This is a genomic window from Methylobacterium sp. ap11 (genome assembly GCF_900110515.1).
Taxonomy (GTDB): Bacteria; Pseudomonadota; Alphaproteobacteria; order Rhizobiales; family Beijerinckiaceae; genus Methylobacterium; species Methylobacterium ajmalii.
Map to the genome: position 1 here is coordinate 341,928 of NZ_FOEB01000006.1, position 15,657 is coordinate 357,584.

Sequence of the window (15,657 nt, forward strand, 5' to 3'; positions counted from 1 at the left end):
CCCCTCGTTTCCCCCTTGCCACCCGCCCCAACCGGGACAATAGTGTAAACCTATGTTGACACTCGACGATGCGCCGCCGCGGGTCACGTCCGCCCGGCGCCGGCCTCGTGCGGTGGTGATCGGCAGCGGCTTCGGCGGGCTGGCGGCGGCGGTGAGGCTCGGCGCGCGGGGCTACCGGGTCAGCGTGCTCGAGCGGCTCGACCAGCCGGGCGGGCGGGCAAGGGTCCACCGGCAGGACGGCTTCACCTTCGATGCCGGGCCGACCATCGTCACCGCGCCGTTCCTGTTCGAGGAATTGTGGGCCCTGTGCGGCCGGCGGCTTTCCGACGACGTGACCCTGGTGCCGATGCGGCCGTTCTACCGCATCCGCTTCGACGACGGCGCCACCTTCGCGATGTCCGGCGATCCGGCGGCGATGCGCGACGAGGTCGAGCGGCTGAGCCCCGGCGAGGCGCCCGCCTACGATCGCTTCATGGCGCTCTCCGACGAATTGTGCCGGGTCGGCTTCGAGCAGCTCGGGGCGGTACCGTTCGGCCGCGTCACCGACATGCTGCGCATCGCCCCCGACCTCCTGCGCCTCGGCGGGCACCGCAGCGTCTATTCCCTCGTCTCGTCGGTCTTCCGCGACGAGCGCCTGCGCACCGCCTTCAGCTTCCACCCGCTCCTGATCGGCGGCTCGCCGTTCCGGGCGAGCGCGCTCTACTGCCTGATCGCGTCGCTGGAGCGGCGCTGGGGCGTGCATTCGGCGCTCGGCGGCACCGGCACCCTGGTGCGCGGCCTCGTCCGGCTGATCGAGGGCCAGGGCGGCGAGGTCCGCTGCGGATCGGAGGTCGCGCGCATCCTGGTCGAGGACGGTACGGCGCGCGGCGTGGCGCTCGCCGACGGCACGACGATCCGGGCCGACATCGTGGTGTCGAACGCCGATTCCGTCGCCACGGCGCTGAACCTGCTGCCGCCGGAGGTCCGGGGGCGGGGGACCGGGCGGCTCGCCCGGGCGCATTCCTCGATGGGGCTGTTCGTCTGGTATTTCGGCACGCGGCGGACCTACCCTGAGTTGCCCCACCACACGATCGTGCTCGGGCCGCGCTATCGCGGGCTCCTCGACGACATCTTCTCCCGGAAGGTGCTGGCCGAGGACATGAGCCTCTACCTCCACCGCCCGACCGCGACCGATCCGAGCGTGGCGCCGCCGGGCCACGACGCCTTCTACGTGCTCGCCCCGGTGCCGAACCTCGCCGGCGGCCAGGATTGGGCGGCGCTCGCCGAGCCGTACCGGCAGCGCATCGCCGCGCGCCTGGAGGCGACGGTGCTGCCGGGCCTGTCGGACGCGCTCGTCACCTCCCGGGTGACGACGCCGCAGGATTTCTCCGACGATTTCCTGGCCTTCCGCGGCTCGGGCTTCGGGCTCGAGCCGATCCTGACCCAGAGCGCGTATTTCCGCCCGCACAACCGCTGCGGCGCGGTGCGCCACCTCTACCTCGTCGGCGCCGGCACCCATCCGGGGGCCGGGCTTCCGGGCGTTCTGTCCTCGTCGAAGATCCTCGATCGCGTGGTGCCGGATGCTGCCGTCTTCGCCTGATGCACCTCTCGGAGGGTGTGCCGCCCGCCCCGCCGACCACGCCGCCTGCCGGGCGGCGATCCGGGCGGGGTCGCGCAGCTTCTACGCCGCCTCGTGGCTGCTGCCCCGGGCGGTGCGCCGCGACGCCTACGGGCTCTACGCCTTCTGCCGCCTCTCCGACGACGCCGTCGACGGGGCGGGCGCCCGGGCCGACGCGGTGCCCCGCCTGCAGGCGCGCCTGGCTGCGGTCTATGCCGGCCGGCCCGCCGACGCGCCCGCCGACCGGGCGCTCGCGGAGATCGTCGCCCGCCACGCGATCCCCCAGGCCCTGCCGGCCGCGCTCCTCGAGGGCCTGGCCTGGGACGCCGCCGGGCGCCGTCACCCGGACCTCTCCTCCCTCGTCGCCTACGCGGCCCGGGTCGCCGGCTCGGTCGGCGCGATGATGACGCTGGTGATGGGCGAGCGCTCGGCCGAGGCGCTCGCCCGGGCCTGCGACCTCGGCATCGCCATGCAGCTCACCAACGTCGCCCGCGACGTCGGCGAGGATGCCCGCGCCGGGCGCCTCTACCTGCCGGAATCCTGGCTGCGCGACGCCGGAATCGACCCCGACGCGTTCCTGGCCCGGCCGGAGCCGAGCCCCGCGCTCGCCGCCGTGGTCGCCCGCCTGCTCGCCGCGGCCGACCTGCTGTACGCCCGGGCCGATTCCGGTATCGCGCAGCTTCCCGCCGCATGCCGGCCGGCGGTGCGGGCCGCCGGCCTGATCTACGCCGAGATCGGTCGCGACCTCGCCCGCGGCGGCCTCGACCCGGTCAGCCGCCGCGCCCGGGTTCCGGGATCCCGCAAGGCGCAGCTCCTCGCCCGCGCGGCGCTGACGGGCTCGCTGCGCCGTGCCGACCGGCCGGTCCTGCCGGAGGCCGCCTTCCTGGTCGAGGCGGTGACGGCGATGCCCAGGCCAGCCGCCGTCACCCCGGCCGTCCTGCCCCCGCTCGCCGGGGCGCGTCCGGCCTGGTGGAACCTCGCCGCGCGGGTCGTGCGCGTCCTCGACCTGATCGAGGTGCTGCGCGAGCGGGAGCGCTTCGGCGGCGCGGCACCGTCGTGAACGAGACGCTGTTCGCGCTGCTCGATTTTGGGCTCGTCTTCGGGGCCGTGCTCGGCTTCGGCTTCTGGCAGTTGTGGGTGCTGCGGCGCGACCGGCGCCGGAGCGCGGCGGCCCGGCGTGCGGACGAGCCGGGCCGGGAGGGGTGAGGGGAGGCGCCGGGGGCCTGCTCGAAGGCCGTCGCGCATCCGGACGTCAACCAGGACGGTCCCGCTCAGCCGGACCGCACCACCAGGGAGGAACGCCATGACGGGCCTGCGCACGACGCGTCTGGACACCCTCGTTGCCGGGCTCGCCCTCTGTCTCGCGGCCTCCGCCGCGCGCGCCGAGGTGAAGGCGGGGCCGGTTCTGATGCATTGGGGGACCTGCCAGGCCTCCGGCGCCGTCCCGTACCCGGCCGGCAGCTTCGGCGACCGCGTCCTGGTGGTGAGCGACGCGGACAACGGCTTGCGGCTCTACCGGGCGAACGAGTCCGGCCCGCCGCTCGCCCTGAAGGGCGGCGACCTCGATGCGGCCCTGGCGACCGATGCCCGCGAGGAGCCGGGCCAGGCCGACCTCGAGGCGCTGACCTGGCTCGGCAACGACCTCGTGGCGATCGGCTCGCACGGCCGCGACGCCGAAGGCCGGACCCGCGAGGCGACCCGCCAGGTCCTCGCCCTGTCGGTCGGCGGCGACGCGACCGCGCCGACCGTGGCGCCGAAGGGCAAGGCGTTCCGGGGGCTCGCCAAGGCGATCGCCGACCTCGATCCGGCGCTCGCCGACCGCATCGCCGTCGATCTCGCGGCAAAGCCGAACCTCAGCCCGCAGCGGCGGGGCCTCGCGATCGAGGGCCTGAGCCCGGCCCCGGACGGGCGCGGCCTGTTCGTCGGCCTCGGCAACCCGCTCAACGCCGACAACGACGCCCTGGTGGTGCCGGTCGAGAATCCGGCCGCGGTACTGGGGGAGGGGGCCGCCCCGAAGCTCGGCAAGCCGATCGCCCTCGACCTCAAGGGCCGCGGCATCCGCGACATCGCCTATGCGGGCGGGATCAAGGCCTACTTCATCGTGGCGGGCGGCCGCGGCGGCGCCTTCGACCTCTATCGCTGGTCGGGGCGTGCCGGCGAGGCCCCGGCCCGGGTGCCCGGCGTCGCCGAGGCGTTGGCGGCGATCCCCGACTTCCAGCCCGAGGGCCTCGTGGTGGCGCCGGACGGCACCAAGGTGCAACTCCTGGCCGACGACACCGACATCTGCCCGGCACGCCGGCCGCAAGGGTTCCGCAGCGTGGTGCTGGAACTGCAGTGACGGGCGCGCGGCGGGTCCGGCCCCCAAAAAATCAGGCCTCCCGCTCCGGCTCGCCGGTGCGGGAGGCCTGCGCGGCGACGTAGCGGCGGCGCGCCTCGGCGGCCTCCCGGAAGGTCCTGGACCGCGGCGGCACCTCGGCGAGCTTGCGGATCTCGCGCAGGATCAGCTCGGCCTCGAAGGCGGCGGCGCGCTCGGCCGCGGCGGCCCGGCTGTCGGCGCCGTGGGAGGCGCTGTAGCGCTCGAGCCCGTCGCGGCAGACCGCGACGCGGTAGTCGAGCCAGTCGATCACGTCGAGGAAGGCCCGCTCGCGGACCTCCGCCGCCGTGGCCCGGCGCTTCTTCTCGCTCACCCCTGATCCCTCGGGGACGACGGTCTCCTGCATCGCCCGGCTCGTCCGATCTTGGCCCTCGGTTCCGGCGGCCGTGCCCGTCGGTATAGCGCGCGGTCGCCCCATCCGCGAAGGCGGTGCGCCGCCCGGACAGGATTCGTTAGGATTCGAGCGATAGTCTCAACACGATCGAAAGGGCCGGGCCTTGCCGGCCCGGGACGCGACTACCGGAAGCCGACGACCTTGCGGTCGCGCTTGCGCTCGGCGGCGGGCTGGTAGGCGATGCGGCTGTGGTGGGTGCAGTAGGGCAGGCCGGTGATCGCCCGGTCGCCGCAGAAACGGAACTCCGGGGTCGAGGGGTCGCCCATCGGCCAGCGGCACATGAAGTCCCGCAGCTCCATGATGGTGACGCGGGAACTCTCCGGCAGCGCGACGGCCTGGGACGGCGTCGAGGCCGGCTGGACCAGGGCGAGGGCCGGCGGTGCGGGCGCCAGCATGGCGGGCGGCGCGGCGACCGACGCCGATGCGTCGACCTCGGGGCGCGCCCGGCGGGCGGGTCCGGCCGGCGCGCCGTTGGGCTTCGTCACCCGCCCGGCGAGGCCGAGGCGGTGGACCTTGCCGATGACCGCGTTGCGGGAGACGCCGCCGATCTCGGCGGCGATCTGGCTGGCGCTGTGGCCGTCGCTCCAGAGCCGCTTGAGAAGCTCGACGCGTTCCTTCGTCCAGCCCGGACCCGCATCCATCATCGCCGCCTCCACTCCCCCGACATCACCCATGGAATCGGCGCGCAGCCGCGAGCGGTCCGCCGTTCGACCGCGCGTTCAGTCCATCCGATCCTGCTGGTGATCGCCGCCACGCCGTGGGCGCTGGCGACGGGGTGAACCTACAGGACGCCCTAACATCCGCGCAAGAGTCCGGCCCGCGGCCGAGCCGGTTTTTCCCCGAGCCCGCGCCCTCCGGCGAAACCGGGTGCGACGGTCGCACCGCGCGGCCGGGCCACCGTCGCGCCACCGCTCGATGGATCAAAAAAATCATTCTTTATCAACGGCTTGGCGAGATGTCTCAACGGCCGTCGGCCGTCGCCGGGGGTGATGCGCCTGGGTTGAACCGCCGCTGCGCACCGCGACCTGCGCGCGTTTCCGGTGCGGTCCCGGACAAGCGTGGCCGTGCTGCCACGGCCTGCGCCGCCGCCGCCCGCCCGTGTCCGTTGCCGGGGGACGGGGCGGGACCTATCTTGAGCCGGGCAACAGGGCCGACGCCATCACCGACGGCCGTCCCGGGAGATTTCATGCGGACACTCCTCGCGTGCGTCGTGCTCGCGCTCTCGTCGCCCTCCCTCGCGGCCGAGAGCGTGCATCTCGCGCCCCATCGCGCGGTCTACGACCTGTCGCTGTCCGGCAGTTCCGGCACCCGCGCGGTCGAGAGCGCCCGCGGCCGGATCGTGTTCGATTTCACCGGCGACGCCTGCAAGGGCTACGCCTTGCAGTACCGCCAGGTGACCGTGCTGGAGAGCTCGGAGAGCGGCAGCCGCACCTCCGACCTGCGCAACACCACCTTCGAGAGCGGCGACGGGCGCAGCTTCCGTTTCCGCACCCAGTCCGACCTCAACGGCAAGACGACCGCCCCGGTCGACGGCAATGCCGAGCGGGGCGAGAAGGGCCTCTCGGTCAGCCTCAAGCAGCCCAAGCGCGGCGAGATGAGCGTGTCCGGGGAGGTGCTGTTTCCCGCCGCCCACATGAAGCGGCTGATCGAGGCCGCCCGTGCCGGGCAGTCCACGGTCGCCGTCAAGGTGTTCGACGGGTCCGACGACGGCCGCAAGATCTACGACACCCTGGCGGTGATCGGGGCTCAGCGCGCCTCGGCCAAACCCGAGCCAAAGGTCGAGACCAGGCCCGACGCCACCGGAGCCCAGCCGGCCGACGCCCCGGCGCCGAAGCCCGTCCCGGTCGAGGCGGCGTTGCGCGACGGCGCCATGGCGACGATGCCGCACTGGCCGGTGACCCTGAGCTACTTCTCGCCCGGCGAGGGCGAGCGCACCCCGGTCTACGTGCTCGCCTTCGACCTCTACGAGAACGGTGTCAGCGCGGCCCTGCGCCTCGATTACGGCGAGTTCTCCCTCAAGGGCGAGCTGTCGCGCATCGACCTCCTGCCAGAGAGCAAGGACTGCAAGCCCTGATCGTGGCCGGCTCCTGACCGGAGTCGGGCCCCAGGCAGATTTCGCCGACGTGGTGACCGGTTCGGCACCGAAAATCTGCGACAAAACAAGGATCTGAGCGGGCGAAGCGTTGGCCTGCCAACGCAAGTCCGCTCAGGTGGATTCCGTGCCCGAACGACCCCGGTCGGGCTTTCCCGGGGCCTGCCGCTCGGCCTCCTGCGGCGTGAAGCCGAGGCCGCGCTGCACGGCCGCGGCGCCGAAGCGATCCCGCAAGGCGTCGATGGCGGCGGCCCGGCTGGCGTCGCGCAGGGCCGAGACGTCGGCGAGGTCGCCCCGGTCGGCATGCGCCGCCCCGCACAGGTTGCCGGCTCCGATCCCGATCAGCCGGTAGGCGGTGCCGTCGCAGGCCTCGCGCAGGAGCGCCTCGGCCGGGCGAAACAGCCGCTCGGCGACCTGCGTCGGGGCGAGGCCCGAGCGCGTGCGCGTGCGCAGCCGAAAATCCCGGTCCTTCAGCTTCAGCGTGACGCTGCCGGCGGCGAACTCCGCCCGCTTCAGGCGCCGCGCCACCTTCTCGCAGAGCTGCCACAGGATCGGGCGCAGCTCCGAGAAGCCGCGCAGGTCCTCCGCGAAGGTGGTCTCGCCCGAGATGCTCTTCGTCTCCCGCACGGGCTGCACCCGGCGCGGATCCTCGCCGCGGGCGAGCGCCAGCAGCCGGGAGGCGTCGCGCCCGAGCCCCGCATGCAGACGCTCCGGCGCCACCCGGGCGATGTCGCCGACGAGGCGGATGCCGAGCGCGGCGAGGCGGTCGGCCGCCGCCTGGCCGATGCCCGGGAGGATCCGCACCGGCTTTCCCGCCAGGAAGGCGGCGGCCTCGGCGCGGCCGATGATCGAGAAGCCGCGGGGCTTCTCGAAATCCGAGGCGATCTTGGCGAGGAACTTGTTGGGCGCGAGCCCGACCGAGACCGTGATGCCGACCACCTCCTCGACCCGGCGGGCGAAGCGCGCCAACGTGACGGCGGGCGGCGCCCCGTGCAGCCGGTCGGTGCCCGACAGATCGAGGAAAGCCTCGTCGATCGAGACCGGCTCGACCAGCGGCGTGAGGTCCTGCATCATCGCCCGAACCTCCCGGCCGACCCGGGCATACTTCTCCATGTCGGGCCGCAGCACCACCGCGTCCGGGCAGGCCTCGAGGGCACGGTACATCGGCATCGCCGAATGCACCCCGCGGATGCGGGCGATGTAGCAGGCGGTCGCCACCACGCCGCGCCGGCCCCCGCCGATGATCAGCGGCCGATCCCGCAGGGTGGGATCGTCCCGCTTCTCGACCGCGGCGTAGAAGGCGTCGCAATCGACGTGGGCGATCGACAGCGCGTCGCGCTCCGGATGGGCGAGCAGGCGCGGCGAGCCGCAGGCCCGGCAGCGCGGGGTGCCGGGCGGAACCGTCTCGCCGCAATCGCGGCAGAGCGGCGCGCCGCTCACGCCCCGAACTCGCCCACGTCCGGGGGGCCGAGGCGGCGCCAGGCCTGGGCGATCTGCTCGGGCGCCACGTCGAGGGCGCCCGCGCAGGCGAGCAGCAGCTCCTCGTCCGCCACGACGTGGTCGAGGAGGCCGGCCGCGAGCTCGGGCGTGCCCGCGGCCTGCCGCAGGGCATCGGGCGACAGGCCGGAGCTCTCCATGAAGCGCAGCAGCCGGCCCGGATCCCCCGCGACGTAGTCGAAGACACGGGCTCCCAGCGCCTCCGCGGCGGATTCGCTCAGCACTCCGCCACGGGGACTCGTCCCCCTGGCAAATCCATCGAATTTGCGTTTCATCAACATGTGTCGCTTAACAGTGTTGCGGTTCCGGTCGCTGCCGGGGTGTGACGCGGCCCGCTGGAGCGCCGGAGACAGTGAGCCATGACGAAGACGGTGCTCATCGTCGAGGACAACGAGCTGAACATGAAGCTCTTCAACGACCTGTTGGAGGCTCACGGCTACGCGACCCTCAAGACGGCCAACGGGATCGAGGCGATCGAGCTGGCGCGCCGGCATCGGCCTGACCTGATCCTGATGGACATCCAACTCCCCGAAGTGTCGGGCCTCGAAGTCACTAAATGGCTCAAGGAGGACGACGACCTCAAGGGCATCCCGGTGATCGCCATCACGGCCTTCGCCATGAAGGGCGACGAGGAGCGCATCCGCGAGGGCGGCTGCGAGGCGTATCTGTCGAAACCGATCTCGGTCGCGAAGTTCCTCGCGACGGTGCGGACCTACGTTGGCGACGAGCGCCAGAGCTGAGCAGAAGCTGAGAGAGGCCTGTCCTTCCATGTCGGCACGTGTTCTCATCGTCGACGACCTCTTTCCGAACATCAAGCTGCTCGAGACGAAGCTGACGCTCGAATATTTCGACGTCGTCTCGGCGATGAACGGGCCCGACGCCCTCGCGATCTGCGAGAAGGGGCTGTGCGACATCGTGCTGCTCGACGTGATGATGCCGGGAATGGACGGGTTCGAGGTCTGCCGCCGGATCAAGGCGACGCCGACCACCGCCCACCTGCCGGTGGTGATGGTGACCGCCCTCGACCAGCCGAGCGACCGCCTGCGCGGGCTCGATGCCGGGGCCGACGATTTCCTGACGAAGCCCATCGACGACACCGCCCTGATGGCCCGGGTGCGCAGCCTGGTGCGTCTCAAGGCGGTGACCGACGAGCTGCGCAGCCGCGCCATGGCCTCGCGGGTCGGCGATCCCCTGGCGGCGGCGGCCGCCGAGACCGGGCACAATGCCAACGTGCTCATCGTCGAGGATCGCCGCTCCGCCGCCGACCGCCTGTCCGCGGCCTTGGGCCAGTACCACTGCGTCGAGACCGTGGCGACGCCCCAGGAGGCGCTGGAGCGGGTCAAGGCCGGCGAGTACGACGTGGTGCTGGTGAGCCTCGACCTGCAGGATCACGACGGCCTGCGCCTGTGCAGCCAGCTGCGCTCCCTCGACCGGACCCGCACCGTGCCGGTCGTGATGCTGGCCGAGCCTCACGACCGTCCCCGGATCATGCGCGGCCTCGATCTTGGCGTGCACGACTACCTGGTCCGCCCGATCGACCGCAACGAGCTCGTCGCCCGAGTCCGCACCCAGGTGAAGCGCAAGCGCTTCTCGCACTCGCTGCGCGAGTCGGTGCAGGCCTCGATGGACCTCGCGGTCACCGACGGGCTCACGAGCCTGCACAACCGGCGCTACCTCGACAGCTACCTCGCCGGCCTCTTTTCCGAGGCGTCCCTGCGCGACCGGCCGGTCTCGCTGCTGATCCTCGACATCGACCGCTTCAAGTCGATCAACGACCGCTTCGGGCACGATGCCGGCGACGAGGTCCTGAAGGAATTCGCCACCCGCATCCGCTCCCAGACCCGCGGCATCGACGTGGTGGCGCGGTTCGGCGGCGAGGAGATCGTGGTGGTGGTGCCCGATACCGCGCTCGAGGCCTCGCGCCAGGTCGCCGAGCGGATCCGCGAGCGGATCGAGGCGGCGCCGTTCGTGGTCCAGCGCGGCACCTGCTCGATCGACGTGACGGTCTCGATCGGCGTCGCCGCCCGCCAGGCCGGCGACGGCGAGCCGGGGGCGCTGCTCAAGCGCGCCGACCTCGCGCTCTACGAAGCCAAGCAGACCGGCCGCAACCGGGTGGTCGCGGCGGCGGCGTAACGGGCCGGTCCCGGCTGCGCGTTTCGCCGTCGTCCCTCGATCGGTCCCGCGGCCCTTCGGGCGCGCGAGACCGCGCCGGGGCCCGTCCCGAGCCTTCGGGCGTGCGGGGTCTTCGGGCGTGCGGGAGGAGGGCGCAGGCGCCCCCCGCCATCTCACGCTGCGCCGAGCCGCTCCAGCAACGCGCCGAGCACCGCCGGCATCTGCTCCGGCAGGTCCTCCGAGATCAGGCCCGGCCCGTACCGGCGGCCGGCCTCGGCGTGGAGCCAGACCGCGGCCGCCGCGGCCTCGAAGGCCGGCATGCCCTGCGCCAGCAGCCCGCCGACGAACCCGCACAGCACGTCGCCGCTGCCGGCGGTGCCGAGCCAGGGCGTGCCGTTGGCGTTGATGGCGGCGCGCCCATCGGGGGCGGCGATCACCGTGTCGGCGCCCTTCAGCACCACGACGGCGTCGAGGAAGGCTGCCGCGGCGCGGGCCCGGGCGAGCCGCGGGCCCTCCGCCGGCACCGCCGCCACGCCCTTGAACAGGCGTGCGAACTCGCCGTCATGCGGGGTCGCGACCGCCTGGGACCCGCCCGCCGCGATCATCTCGACGAGTTCGTCGGCCCGGCCCGAGAAGCTCGTCAGGGCGTCGGCGTCGAGGACGAGGCCGCGGCCGGCCTCGCAGGCCACCCGCACGAGGTCCCGGGTCGGCGCGCCGCTGCCGAGGCCCGGCCCGGCGACGATGGCGTTGAGGCGCTCGTCGGTGAGGGTGTCGTCGAGGTCGTCGGCGCTGTCGCAGGGGCGCAGCATGATCGCGGTCAGCTGGGCGGCGTTCTCGGCGAGCGCCGGGGTTGGGGACAGGAGCGTGACCAGGCCGGCGCCGATCCGCAGGGCGCCCCGGGCGGCGAGCCGCGCCGCGCCGGTGCGGTGGGCCGGGCCCGACAGCACCACCGCATGGCCGCGGGTGTACTTGTGGCTCTCGGCGCTGAGGCGCGGGACGGCGGCGCCCCACAGGTCCGGCCCGTTGTCGTGGACCTGCGCCCCGATCCCCGTCACGACCGCGTCGGGGATACCGATTTCCGCCACCGTCACCGGGCCGCACAGGCGCCTGCCCGGCAGCAGCCGATGGCCGGGCTTCGGCCGCACGAAGGTCACCGTCTCGGTCGCGGTCACGACCGGCCCGAGGGAAGCACCGGTATCGCCGTCGAGGCCCGAGGGCATGTCGACCGCCAGCACCGGCACGCCGGAGGCGTTGATGCGCTCGACCAGGGCCGCCGCGTCGCCCTCGAGCGGGCGGGAGAGGCCGGCGCCGAACAGGGCGTCGACGACGAGGGAGACGCCCGCGGGCTCGGCCCCGGCCGCGTCCGCGACCGGTCCGGTCCACTCGGCGGCCGCCGCCGCGGCGTCGCCCTTGAGCGCCGCACGATCCCCGAGGAGCGCGACCTCGACCGCGATCCCCGCCGCGGCGAGGAGGCGGGCGGCTACGAACCCGTCGCCGCCGTTGTTGCCCGGCCCGCACAGGACCAGGACCCGGCCGTCGCCGGCGCTCGCCCCCGCCATCGCCTCCGCGCGTTCGGCCACGGCGGCGCCGGCCCGGTTCATCAGCGTCAGTCCCGGCGTCCCGGCGGCGATCGCCGCGGCATCGGCCCGGCGCATCTCGTCCGTGGTCAGCAACTCGGTTCCGGCCATCGCGTCATACTCCGAGGAACGCCCGAGGGGGCCCGCCTTGCCGCGGCACCCGGGTTGGGAACGTCGAATTGCGCAACAAACGCGCAGCAATTGCTTACGGATTGGGCATTCCCGATCTGCTCCTGGGAAATCCCCCGTGGCGGTCGGCGCGGCTCGATGCTAGGAAGGCCGCCGGAACCGTTGCAGACCAGGCCCGCCCGGCATGAAGAAGATCGAAGCGATCATCAAGCCCTTCAAGCTCGACGAGGTGAAGGAGGCCCTGCAGGAGGTCGGCCTTCAGGGCATCACGGTGATCGAGGCCAAGGGCTTCGGCCGCCAGAAGGGCCACACGGAGCTCTATCGGGGCGCCGAGTACGTGGTCGACTTCCTGCCCAAGGTGAAGCTCGAGATCGTGCTGCCCGACACGCTGGTGGACGGCGCCGTCGAGGCGATCCGCAAGTCGGCCCAGACCGGCCGGATCGGCGACGGCAAGATCTTCGTGTCCTCGATCGAGGAAGCGATCCGCATCCGCACCGGCGAGACCGGCCAGGACGCGATCTGATCGAGGCGCGACCTGACCGCCGGCCCCCTCTCTGCGACGACGAAAACCGCGGCCTGACCCCCAGGACCGCGGCTTCATGGCGGCCTCGACGCCGTTCTAGGAAGGGATCAAACGAGAATGTCTAAGACCGCGACGGACGTCCTCAAGGAAATCAAGGAAAACGACGTCAAGTACGTCGATTTCCGCTTCACCGATCCGCGGGGCAAGTGGCAGCACGTCACCTTCGACGTGTCGCTGGTCGACGAGGACATCTTCGCCGAGGGCACGATGTTCGACGGCTCGTCGATTGCCGGCTGGAAGGCGATCAACGAATCCGACATGCTGCTGATGCCGGACCCGGCGACGGCCTGCATGGATCCGTTCTTCTCGGCCTCGACCATGTCGATCGTCTGCGACGTGCTCGAGCCGATGACCGGCGAGCCCTACGGCCGCGACCCGCGCGGCATCGCCAAGAAGGCCGAGGCCTTCGTCAAGGCCAGCGGCATCGGCGACACCATCTTCGTCGGCCCCGAGGCCGAGTTCTTCGTCTTCGACGACGTGCGCTTCTCCGCCGACCCGTACAACACCGGCTTCAAGCTCGATTCGGTCGAGCTGCCGATCAACGGCCAGACCGAGTACGAGGGCGGCAACCTCGGCCACCGCGTGCAGATCAAGGGCGGCTACTTCCCGGTCCCGCCGCAGGATTCGGCCCAGGACATGCGCGGCGAGATGCTGGCCGCGATGCAGTCGATGGGCGTCAAGGTCGAGAAGCACCATCACGAGGTCGCCTCGGCCCAGCACGAGCTGGGCATGAAGTTCGACACGCTCACCCTGATGGGTGACCAGATGCAGATCTACAAGTACTGCATCCACAACGTCGCCCAGAGCTACGGCAAGACCGCGACCTTCATGCCGAAGCCGGTCTACGGCGACAACGGCTCGGGCATGCACGTCCACCAGTCGATCTGGAAGGACGGCAAGCCGGTCTTCGCCGGCAACAAGTACGCCGACCTGTCGCAGGAGTGCCTCTGGTACATCGGCGGCATCATCAAGCACGCCAAGGCGCTCAACGCCTTCACCAACCCGTCGACCAACTCCTACAAGCGCCTGGTCCCGGGCTACGAGGCGCCGGTGCTGCTGGCCTACTCGGCCCGCAATCGTTCGGCCTCGTGCCGGATCCCGTGGACGACCTCGCCGAAGGCCAAGCGCGTCGAGGTCCGCTTCCCCGATCCGATGGCCAACCCCTACCTGGCGTTCGCCGCCATGCTGATGGCCGGCATCGACGGCATCAACAACAAGATCGATCCCGGTCCGGCGATGGACAAGGACCTCTACGACCTGCCCCCGGCGGAGCTCAAGGAGATCCCGACCGTGTGCGGCTCGCTCCGTGAGGCGCTCAACAGCCTCGACGCCGACCGCGAGTTCCTCAAGGCCGGCGGCGTGTTCAGCGACGACTTCATCGACTCGTTCATCGAGCTGAAGATGACCGAGGTGATGCGCTACGAGATGACCCCGCACCCGATCGAGTTCGTGAACTACTACTCGCTGTAAGCCGTCACCGGCTGCCGGGACGAGAGACGAGGGGGCCGGAGCGATCCGGCCCCTTTTTCTGTTGGGCGTCACGCCGGGGCGGTGAGCGGGATGCTCTGCGGGAACCTGAACACGTTGTCGGGGTCGTAGCGGCGCTTGACCTCGCAGAGCTTGCCGACGTTCTCGCCGTAATAGGCGTTGAGCCAGTTCGGCAGGTCGCGGCTCGGGAAGTTGACGTAGGATTGCGGCTTCACGAAGCGCTGCATCGCCGCGAAGTATTCGGTGAGCCAGGCCTGCTGGCGCGCGACGGTGTCGGGCGCGTCGAGCGGGCTCCAGGACGTCTCCATCTCGACGATGAAGTCGGAATCGCGGTGGACATAGGCCGTGTCGGTGGGCTTCACGGCCTTCACCTGGCCGCCGGCGGCGAACAGGATGCCCATGTTGTCCTGGCGCACGGAGCCGCCCGGCCATTTCTCCATCCAGCCGATCATCGCCTCGATCGCCTCGCCGCCGAGCCCGCCGGCGACGTAGCTCGAGCGCATGTCGTAGAGGCCGCCCGGATCGTCGGTGACGAGGTAGTCGCGAGCGCTCCAGTAGTTCATCGCGTTGATCTCGGCGACGACCGGGCGGGAGCGCGAGAGGGGGCGGTCGAGCATGGCCCGCAGCTGATCGGGCGAGCCGAAGAACTGGCCGAGGGTCTGCACCATCAGGCCGCCGCGGCTGACCGGGCCGGCGGCGGCCGGCGCGAGCTTGCTGCGGGTCGAGATCAGTCCGGGATTCCTGATCTGGATGTCCTGCAGGTCCAGCATCAGCTCGACCTGATGGCGGGCCGGCCAGACGATGTTGAACACCGTGACGTCGTAGACCGGGTGCGGCTCGAAGGTGAAGGCGGTGTGCACCGCGAAGTTGCCGCCGCCGCCGCCGCGGGCGGCCCAGAACAGCGCGGCGTCGTCTCGGGCGCTGGCGCGCCGCAGGACGCCGTCCGCCGTCACCGCGTCGGTCGCCCGCAGGGCGTCGCAGGTCAGGCCGTTGCGCGTCGCCGAGAATCCCCAGCCGCCGCCGAGGGTGAGCCCGCTGATGCCGACCGTCGGGCAGCGGCCGGAGGGGATCGCGAGGCCCGTGGCCCGGAACGCGTCGGCCATGTCCTGGTTGCTGGCCCCGGCCCCGACCGTCACCAGCCCGGTCTTCGGGTCGAAGGTGATCGCGCTCATCGGCTTCACGTCGATGAGCAGGCCGCTCGTCGTCGAGAAGCCCGCGTAGTTGTGGCCGCCGCAGCGCACCGCGAAGGTCTGGCGCTCCTGGCGCGCCCAGGCCAGGCAGGCGCGCACGTCCCGGTCGTCGACGCACATCGCCACCGCCAGCGGCAGCACGTCGGCCCAGCGGCCGTTGTTCGGCCACGCCGCGACCCGGAAGCCCGGCTCGTTCGGGCGGATCAGGCGGCCATGCAGCTCGCGCGCCAGGGCGTCGAGCCCCCGCGGCGGCGGCCCCTCCAGGGCGGCGGCGCCGGGGATCCGGCTGCCGAGGGCGGCACCGGCCGCCAGGGCGCCCGACTGGAACAGCCGGCGACGGCTGACGGCGGTGGACGCGGAGGCACGCCCGGCGAATCTATTGGTCATCGCAGTCTCGGGGTCTGACATCTTGATGTGATCGATGCCCGATTCGGGCGACGTCATCTGGAGACTTGCAGACATTGTGGTCAAGGCGATCGGAGCGAAAATCTGTTTTCGGTTACGGGTCGTCGTGAAACGATTGATTAACGTTGTTTTGCAGAAGAAGCCGATTCGACTGTATGTCTGCTTGGCCGGTTCGCCGGTCTGCTGGGGCGGCCGACCTGCGGCGATCCAGCCGCGGGA

At 72.0% G+C, this 15,657-nt stretch carries 15 protein-coding genes; 9 read left to right on the top strand and 6 right to left on the bottom strand.

The features are described from left to right. The first annotated feature begins 52 nt into the window (after positions 1-52). The 4 genes from crtI (at position 53) to BMX97_RS11860 (ending at position 3,935) form a co-directional block, all read left to right on the top strand. The gene (gene crtI, locus BMX97_RS11850; RefSeq protein ID WP_091749813.1) at positions 53-1,579 is read left to right on the top strand and encodes a phytoene desaturase family protein; all 1,527 of its coding nucleotides are present in this window, start codon (positions 53-55) and stop codon (positions 1,577-1,579) included. Further along, on the top strand, positions 1,560-2,657 hold the full coding sequence (locus BMX97_RS11855; protein WP_091749816.1) for a phytoene/squalene synthase family protein: 1,098 nt from the start codon (positions 1,560-1,562) through the stop codon (positions 2,655-2,657). The genes crtI and BMX97_RS11855 overlap by 20 nt, the downstream gene beginning before the upstream one ends. Further along, the gene (locus BMX97_RS32825; protein WP_177202191.1) at positions 2,654-2,803 is read left to right on the top strand and encodes a hypothetical protein; all 150 of its coding nucleotides are present in this window, start codon (positions 2,654-2,656) and stop codon (positions 2,801-2,803) included. The genes BMX97_RS11855 and BMX97_RS32825 overlap by 4 nt, the downstream gene beginning before the upstream one ends. 97 nt (positions 2,804-2,900) lie before the next feature. Continuing rightward, a complete protein-coding gene (locus BMX97_RS11860; RefSeq protein WP_091749819.1) occupies positions 2,901-3,935 on the top strand; it encodes a hypothetical protein in 1,035 nt (344 codons plus the stop codon). A gap of 31 nt (positions 3,936-3,966) precedes the next feature. Here BMX97_RS11860 and BMX97_RS11865 read toward each other — a convergent pair whose 3' ends face one another. Together BMX97_RS11865 and BMX97_RS11870 are read right to left on the bottom strand one after the other, a co-directional pair. Then, entirely contained in the window at positions 3,967-4,317 is a 351-nt protein-coding gene (locus BMX97_RS11865; RefSeq protein ID WP_091749822.1) for a hypothetical protein, read from the bottom strand. 170 nt (positions 4,318-4,487) lie between these two features. Further along, positions 4,488-5,009 carry a GcrA family cell cycle regulator gene (locus BMX97_RS11870; protein WP_091749973.1) on the bottom strand — a complete coding sequence of 174 codons (522 nt, stop codon included), beginning with the start codon at positions 5,007-5,009 and terminating at the stop codon, positions 4,488-4,490. 542 nt (positions 5,010-5,551) lie between these two features. Here BMX97_RS11870 and BMX97_RS11875 point away from each other — a divergent pair. Next, the gene (locus BMX97_RS11875) at positions 5,552-6,439 is read left to right on the top strand and encodes a cell envelope integrity EipB family protein (RefSeq protein WP_091749825.1); all 888 of its coding nucleotides are present in this window, start codon (positions 5,552-5,554) and stop codon (positions 6,437-6,439) included. Between the two features lie 132 nt (positions 6,440-6,571). On the opposite strand, the gene BMX97_RS11880 is transcribed toward BMX97_RS11875, so the two are convergent. Together BMX97_RS11880 and BMX97_RS11885 are read right to left on the bottom strand one after the other, a co-directional pair. Next, positions 6,572-7,897, bottom strand: coding sequence for a DNA polymerase IV (locus BMX97_RS11880; protein ID WP_091749828.1), 1,326 nt, complete (start codon positions 7,895-7,897; stop codon positions 6,572-6,574). Next, entirely contained in the window at positions 7,894-8,178 is a 285-nt protein-coding gene (locus BMX97_RS11885) for a DUF3572 domain-containing protein (protein ID WP_244538386.1), read from the bottom strand. The genes BMX97_RS11880 and BMX97_RS11885 overlap by 4 nt, the downstream gene beginning before the upstream one ends. Positions 8,179-8,313: 135 nt before the next feature. Here BMX97_RS11885 and BMX97_RS11890 point away from each other — a divergent pair, with 135 nt between their 5' ends. Together BMX97_RS11890 and BMX97_RS11895 are read left to right on the top strand one after the other, a co-directional pair. Further along, positions 8,314-8,694, top strand: a complete 381-nt coding sequence (locus BMX97_RS11890; protein ID WP_060845470.1) for a response regulator — start codon at positions 8,314-8,316, stop codon at positions 8,692-8,694. A 28-nt stretch (positions 8,695-8,722) separates the two neighbouring features. Further along, positions 8,723-10,087, top strand: coding sequence for a PleD family two-component system response regulator (locus tag BMX97_RS11895; protein ID WP_091749834.1), 1,365 nt, complete (start codon positions 8,723-8,725; stop codon positions 10,085-10,087). 152 nt (positions 10,088-10,239) lie between these two features. Here BMX97_RS11895 and BMX97_RS11900 read toward each other — a convergent pair whose 3' ends face one another. Further along, complete coding sequence (locus BMX97_RS11900) at positions 10,240-11,754, bottom strand: NAD(P)H-hydrate dehydratase (protein WP_091749836.1); 1,515 nt, start codon at positions 11,752-11,754, stop codon at positions 10,240-10,242. Between the two features lie 202 nt (positions 11,755-11,956). Here BMX97_RS11900 and BMX97_RS11905 point away from each other — a divergent pair, with 202 nt between their 5' ends. After that, positions 11,957-12,295, top strand: a complete 339-nt coding sequence (locus tag BMX97_RS11905) for a P-II family nitrogen regulator (RefSeq protein ID WP_060845473.1) — start codon at positions 11,957-11,959, stop codon at positions 12,293-12,295. Between the two features lie 117 nt (positions 12,296-12,412). Then, complete coding sequence (gene glnA, locus BMX97_RS11910) at positions 12,413-13,825, top strand: type I glutamate--ammonia ligase (protein ID WP_048427122.1); 1,413 nt, start codon at positions 12,413-12,415, stop codon at positions 13,823-13,825. Positions 13,826-13,893: 68 nt separating this feature from the next. Here the strand turns inward: glnA and BMX97_RS11915 are convergent, their stop codons facing one another. Further along, on the bottom strand, positions 13,894-15,420 hold the full coding sequence (locus BMX97_RS11915) for an FAD-binding oxidoreductase (protein ID WP_091749976.1): 1,527 nt from the start codon (positions 15,418-15,420) through the stop codon (positions 13,894-13,896). Positions 15,421-15,657: the final 237 nt, after the last annotated feature.

Excerpts from the sequence above, each read along its gene's own strand:
- BMX97_RS11915 (WP_091749976.1), bottom strand. The coding sequence starts at position 15,420 with ATGACCAATAGATTCGCCGGGCGTGCCTCCGCGTCCACCGCCGTCAGC.
- crtI (WP_091749813.1), top strand. The coding sequence starts at position 53 with ATGTTGACACTCGACGATGCGCCGCCGCGGGTCACGTCCGCCCGGCGC.
- BMX97_RS11895 (WP_091749834.1), top strand. The coding sequence starts at position 8,723 with ATGTCGGCACGTGTTCTCATCGTCGACGACCTCTTTCCGAACATCAAG.
- BMX97_RS11900 (WP_091749836.1), bottom strand. The coding sequence starts at position 11,754 with ATGGCCGGAACCGAGTTGCTGACCACGGACGAGATGCGCCGGGCCGAT.
- BMX97_RS11905 (WP_060845473.1), top strand. The coding sequence starts at position 11,957 with ATGAAGAAGATCGAAGCGATCATCAAGCCCTTCAAGCTCGACGAGGTG.
- BMX97_RS11890 (WP_060845470.1), top strand. The coding sequence starts at position 8,314 with ATGACGAAGACGGTGCTCATCGTCGAGGACAACGAGCTGAACATGAAG.
- BMX97_RS11865 (WP_091749822.1), bottom strand. The coding sequence starts at position 4,317 with ATGCAGGAGACCGTCGTCCCCGAGGGATCAGGGGTGAGCGAGAAGAAG.
- BMX97_RS11855 (WP_091749816.1), top strand. The coding sequence starts at position 1,560 with ATGCTGCCGTCTTCGCCTGATGCACCTCTCGGAGGGTGTGCCGCCCGC.
- BMX97_RS11875 (WP_091749825.1), top strand. The coding sequence starts at position 5,552 with ATGCGGACACTCCTCGCGTGCGTCGTGCTCGCGCTCTCGTCGCCCTCC.
- BMX97_RS11860 (WP_091749819.1), top strand. The coding sequence starts at position 2,901 with ATGACGGGCCTGCGCACGACGCGTCTGGACACCCTCGTTGCCGGGCTC.
- glnA (WP_048427122.1), top strand. The coding sequence starts at position 12,413 with ATGTCTAAGACCGCGACGGACGTCCTCAAGGAAATCAAGGAAAACGAC.
- BMX97_RS11870 (WP_091749973.1), bottom strand. The coding sequence starts at position 5,009 with ATGATGGATGCGGGTCCGGGCTGGACGAAGGAACGCGTCGAGCTTCTC.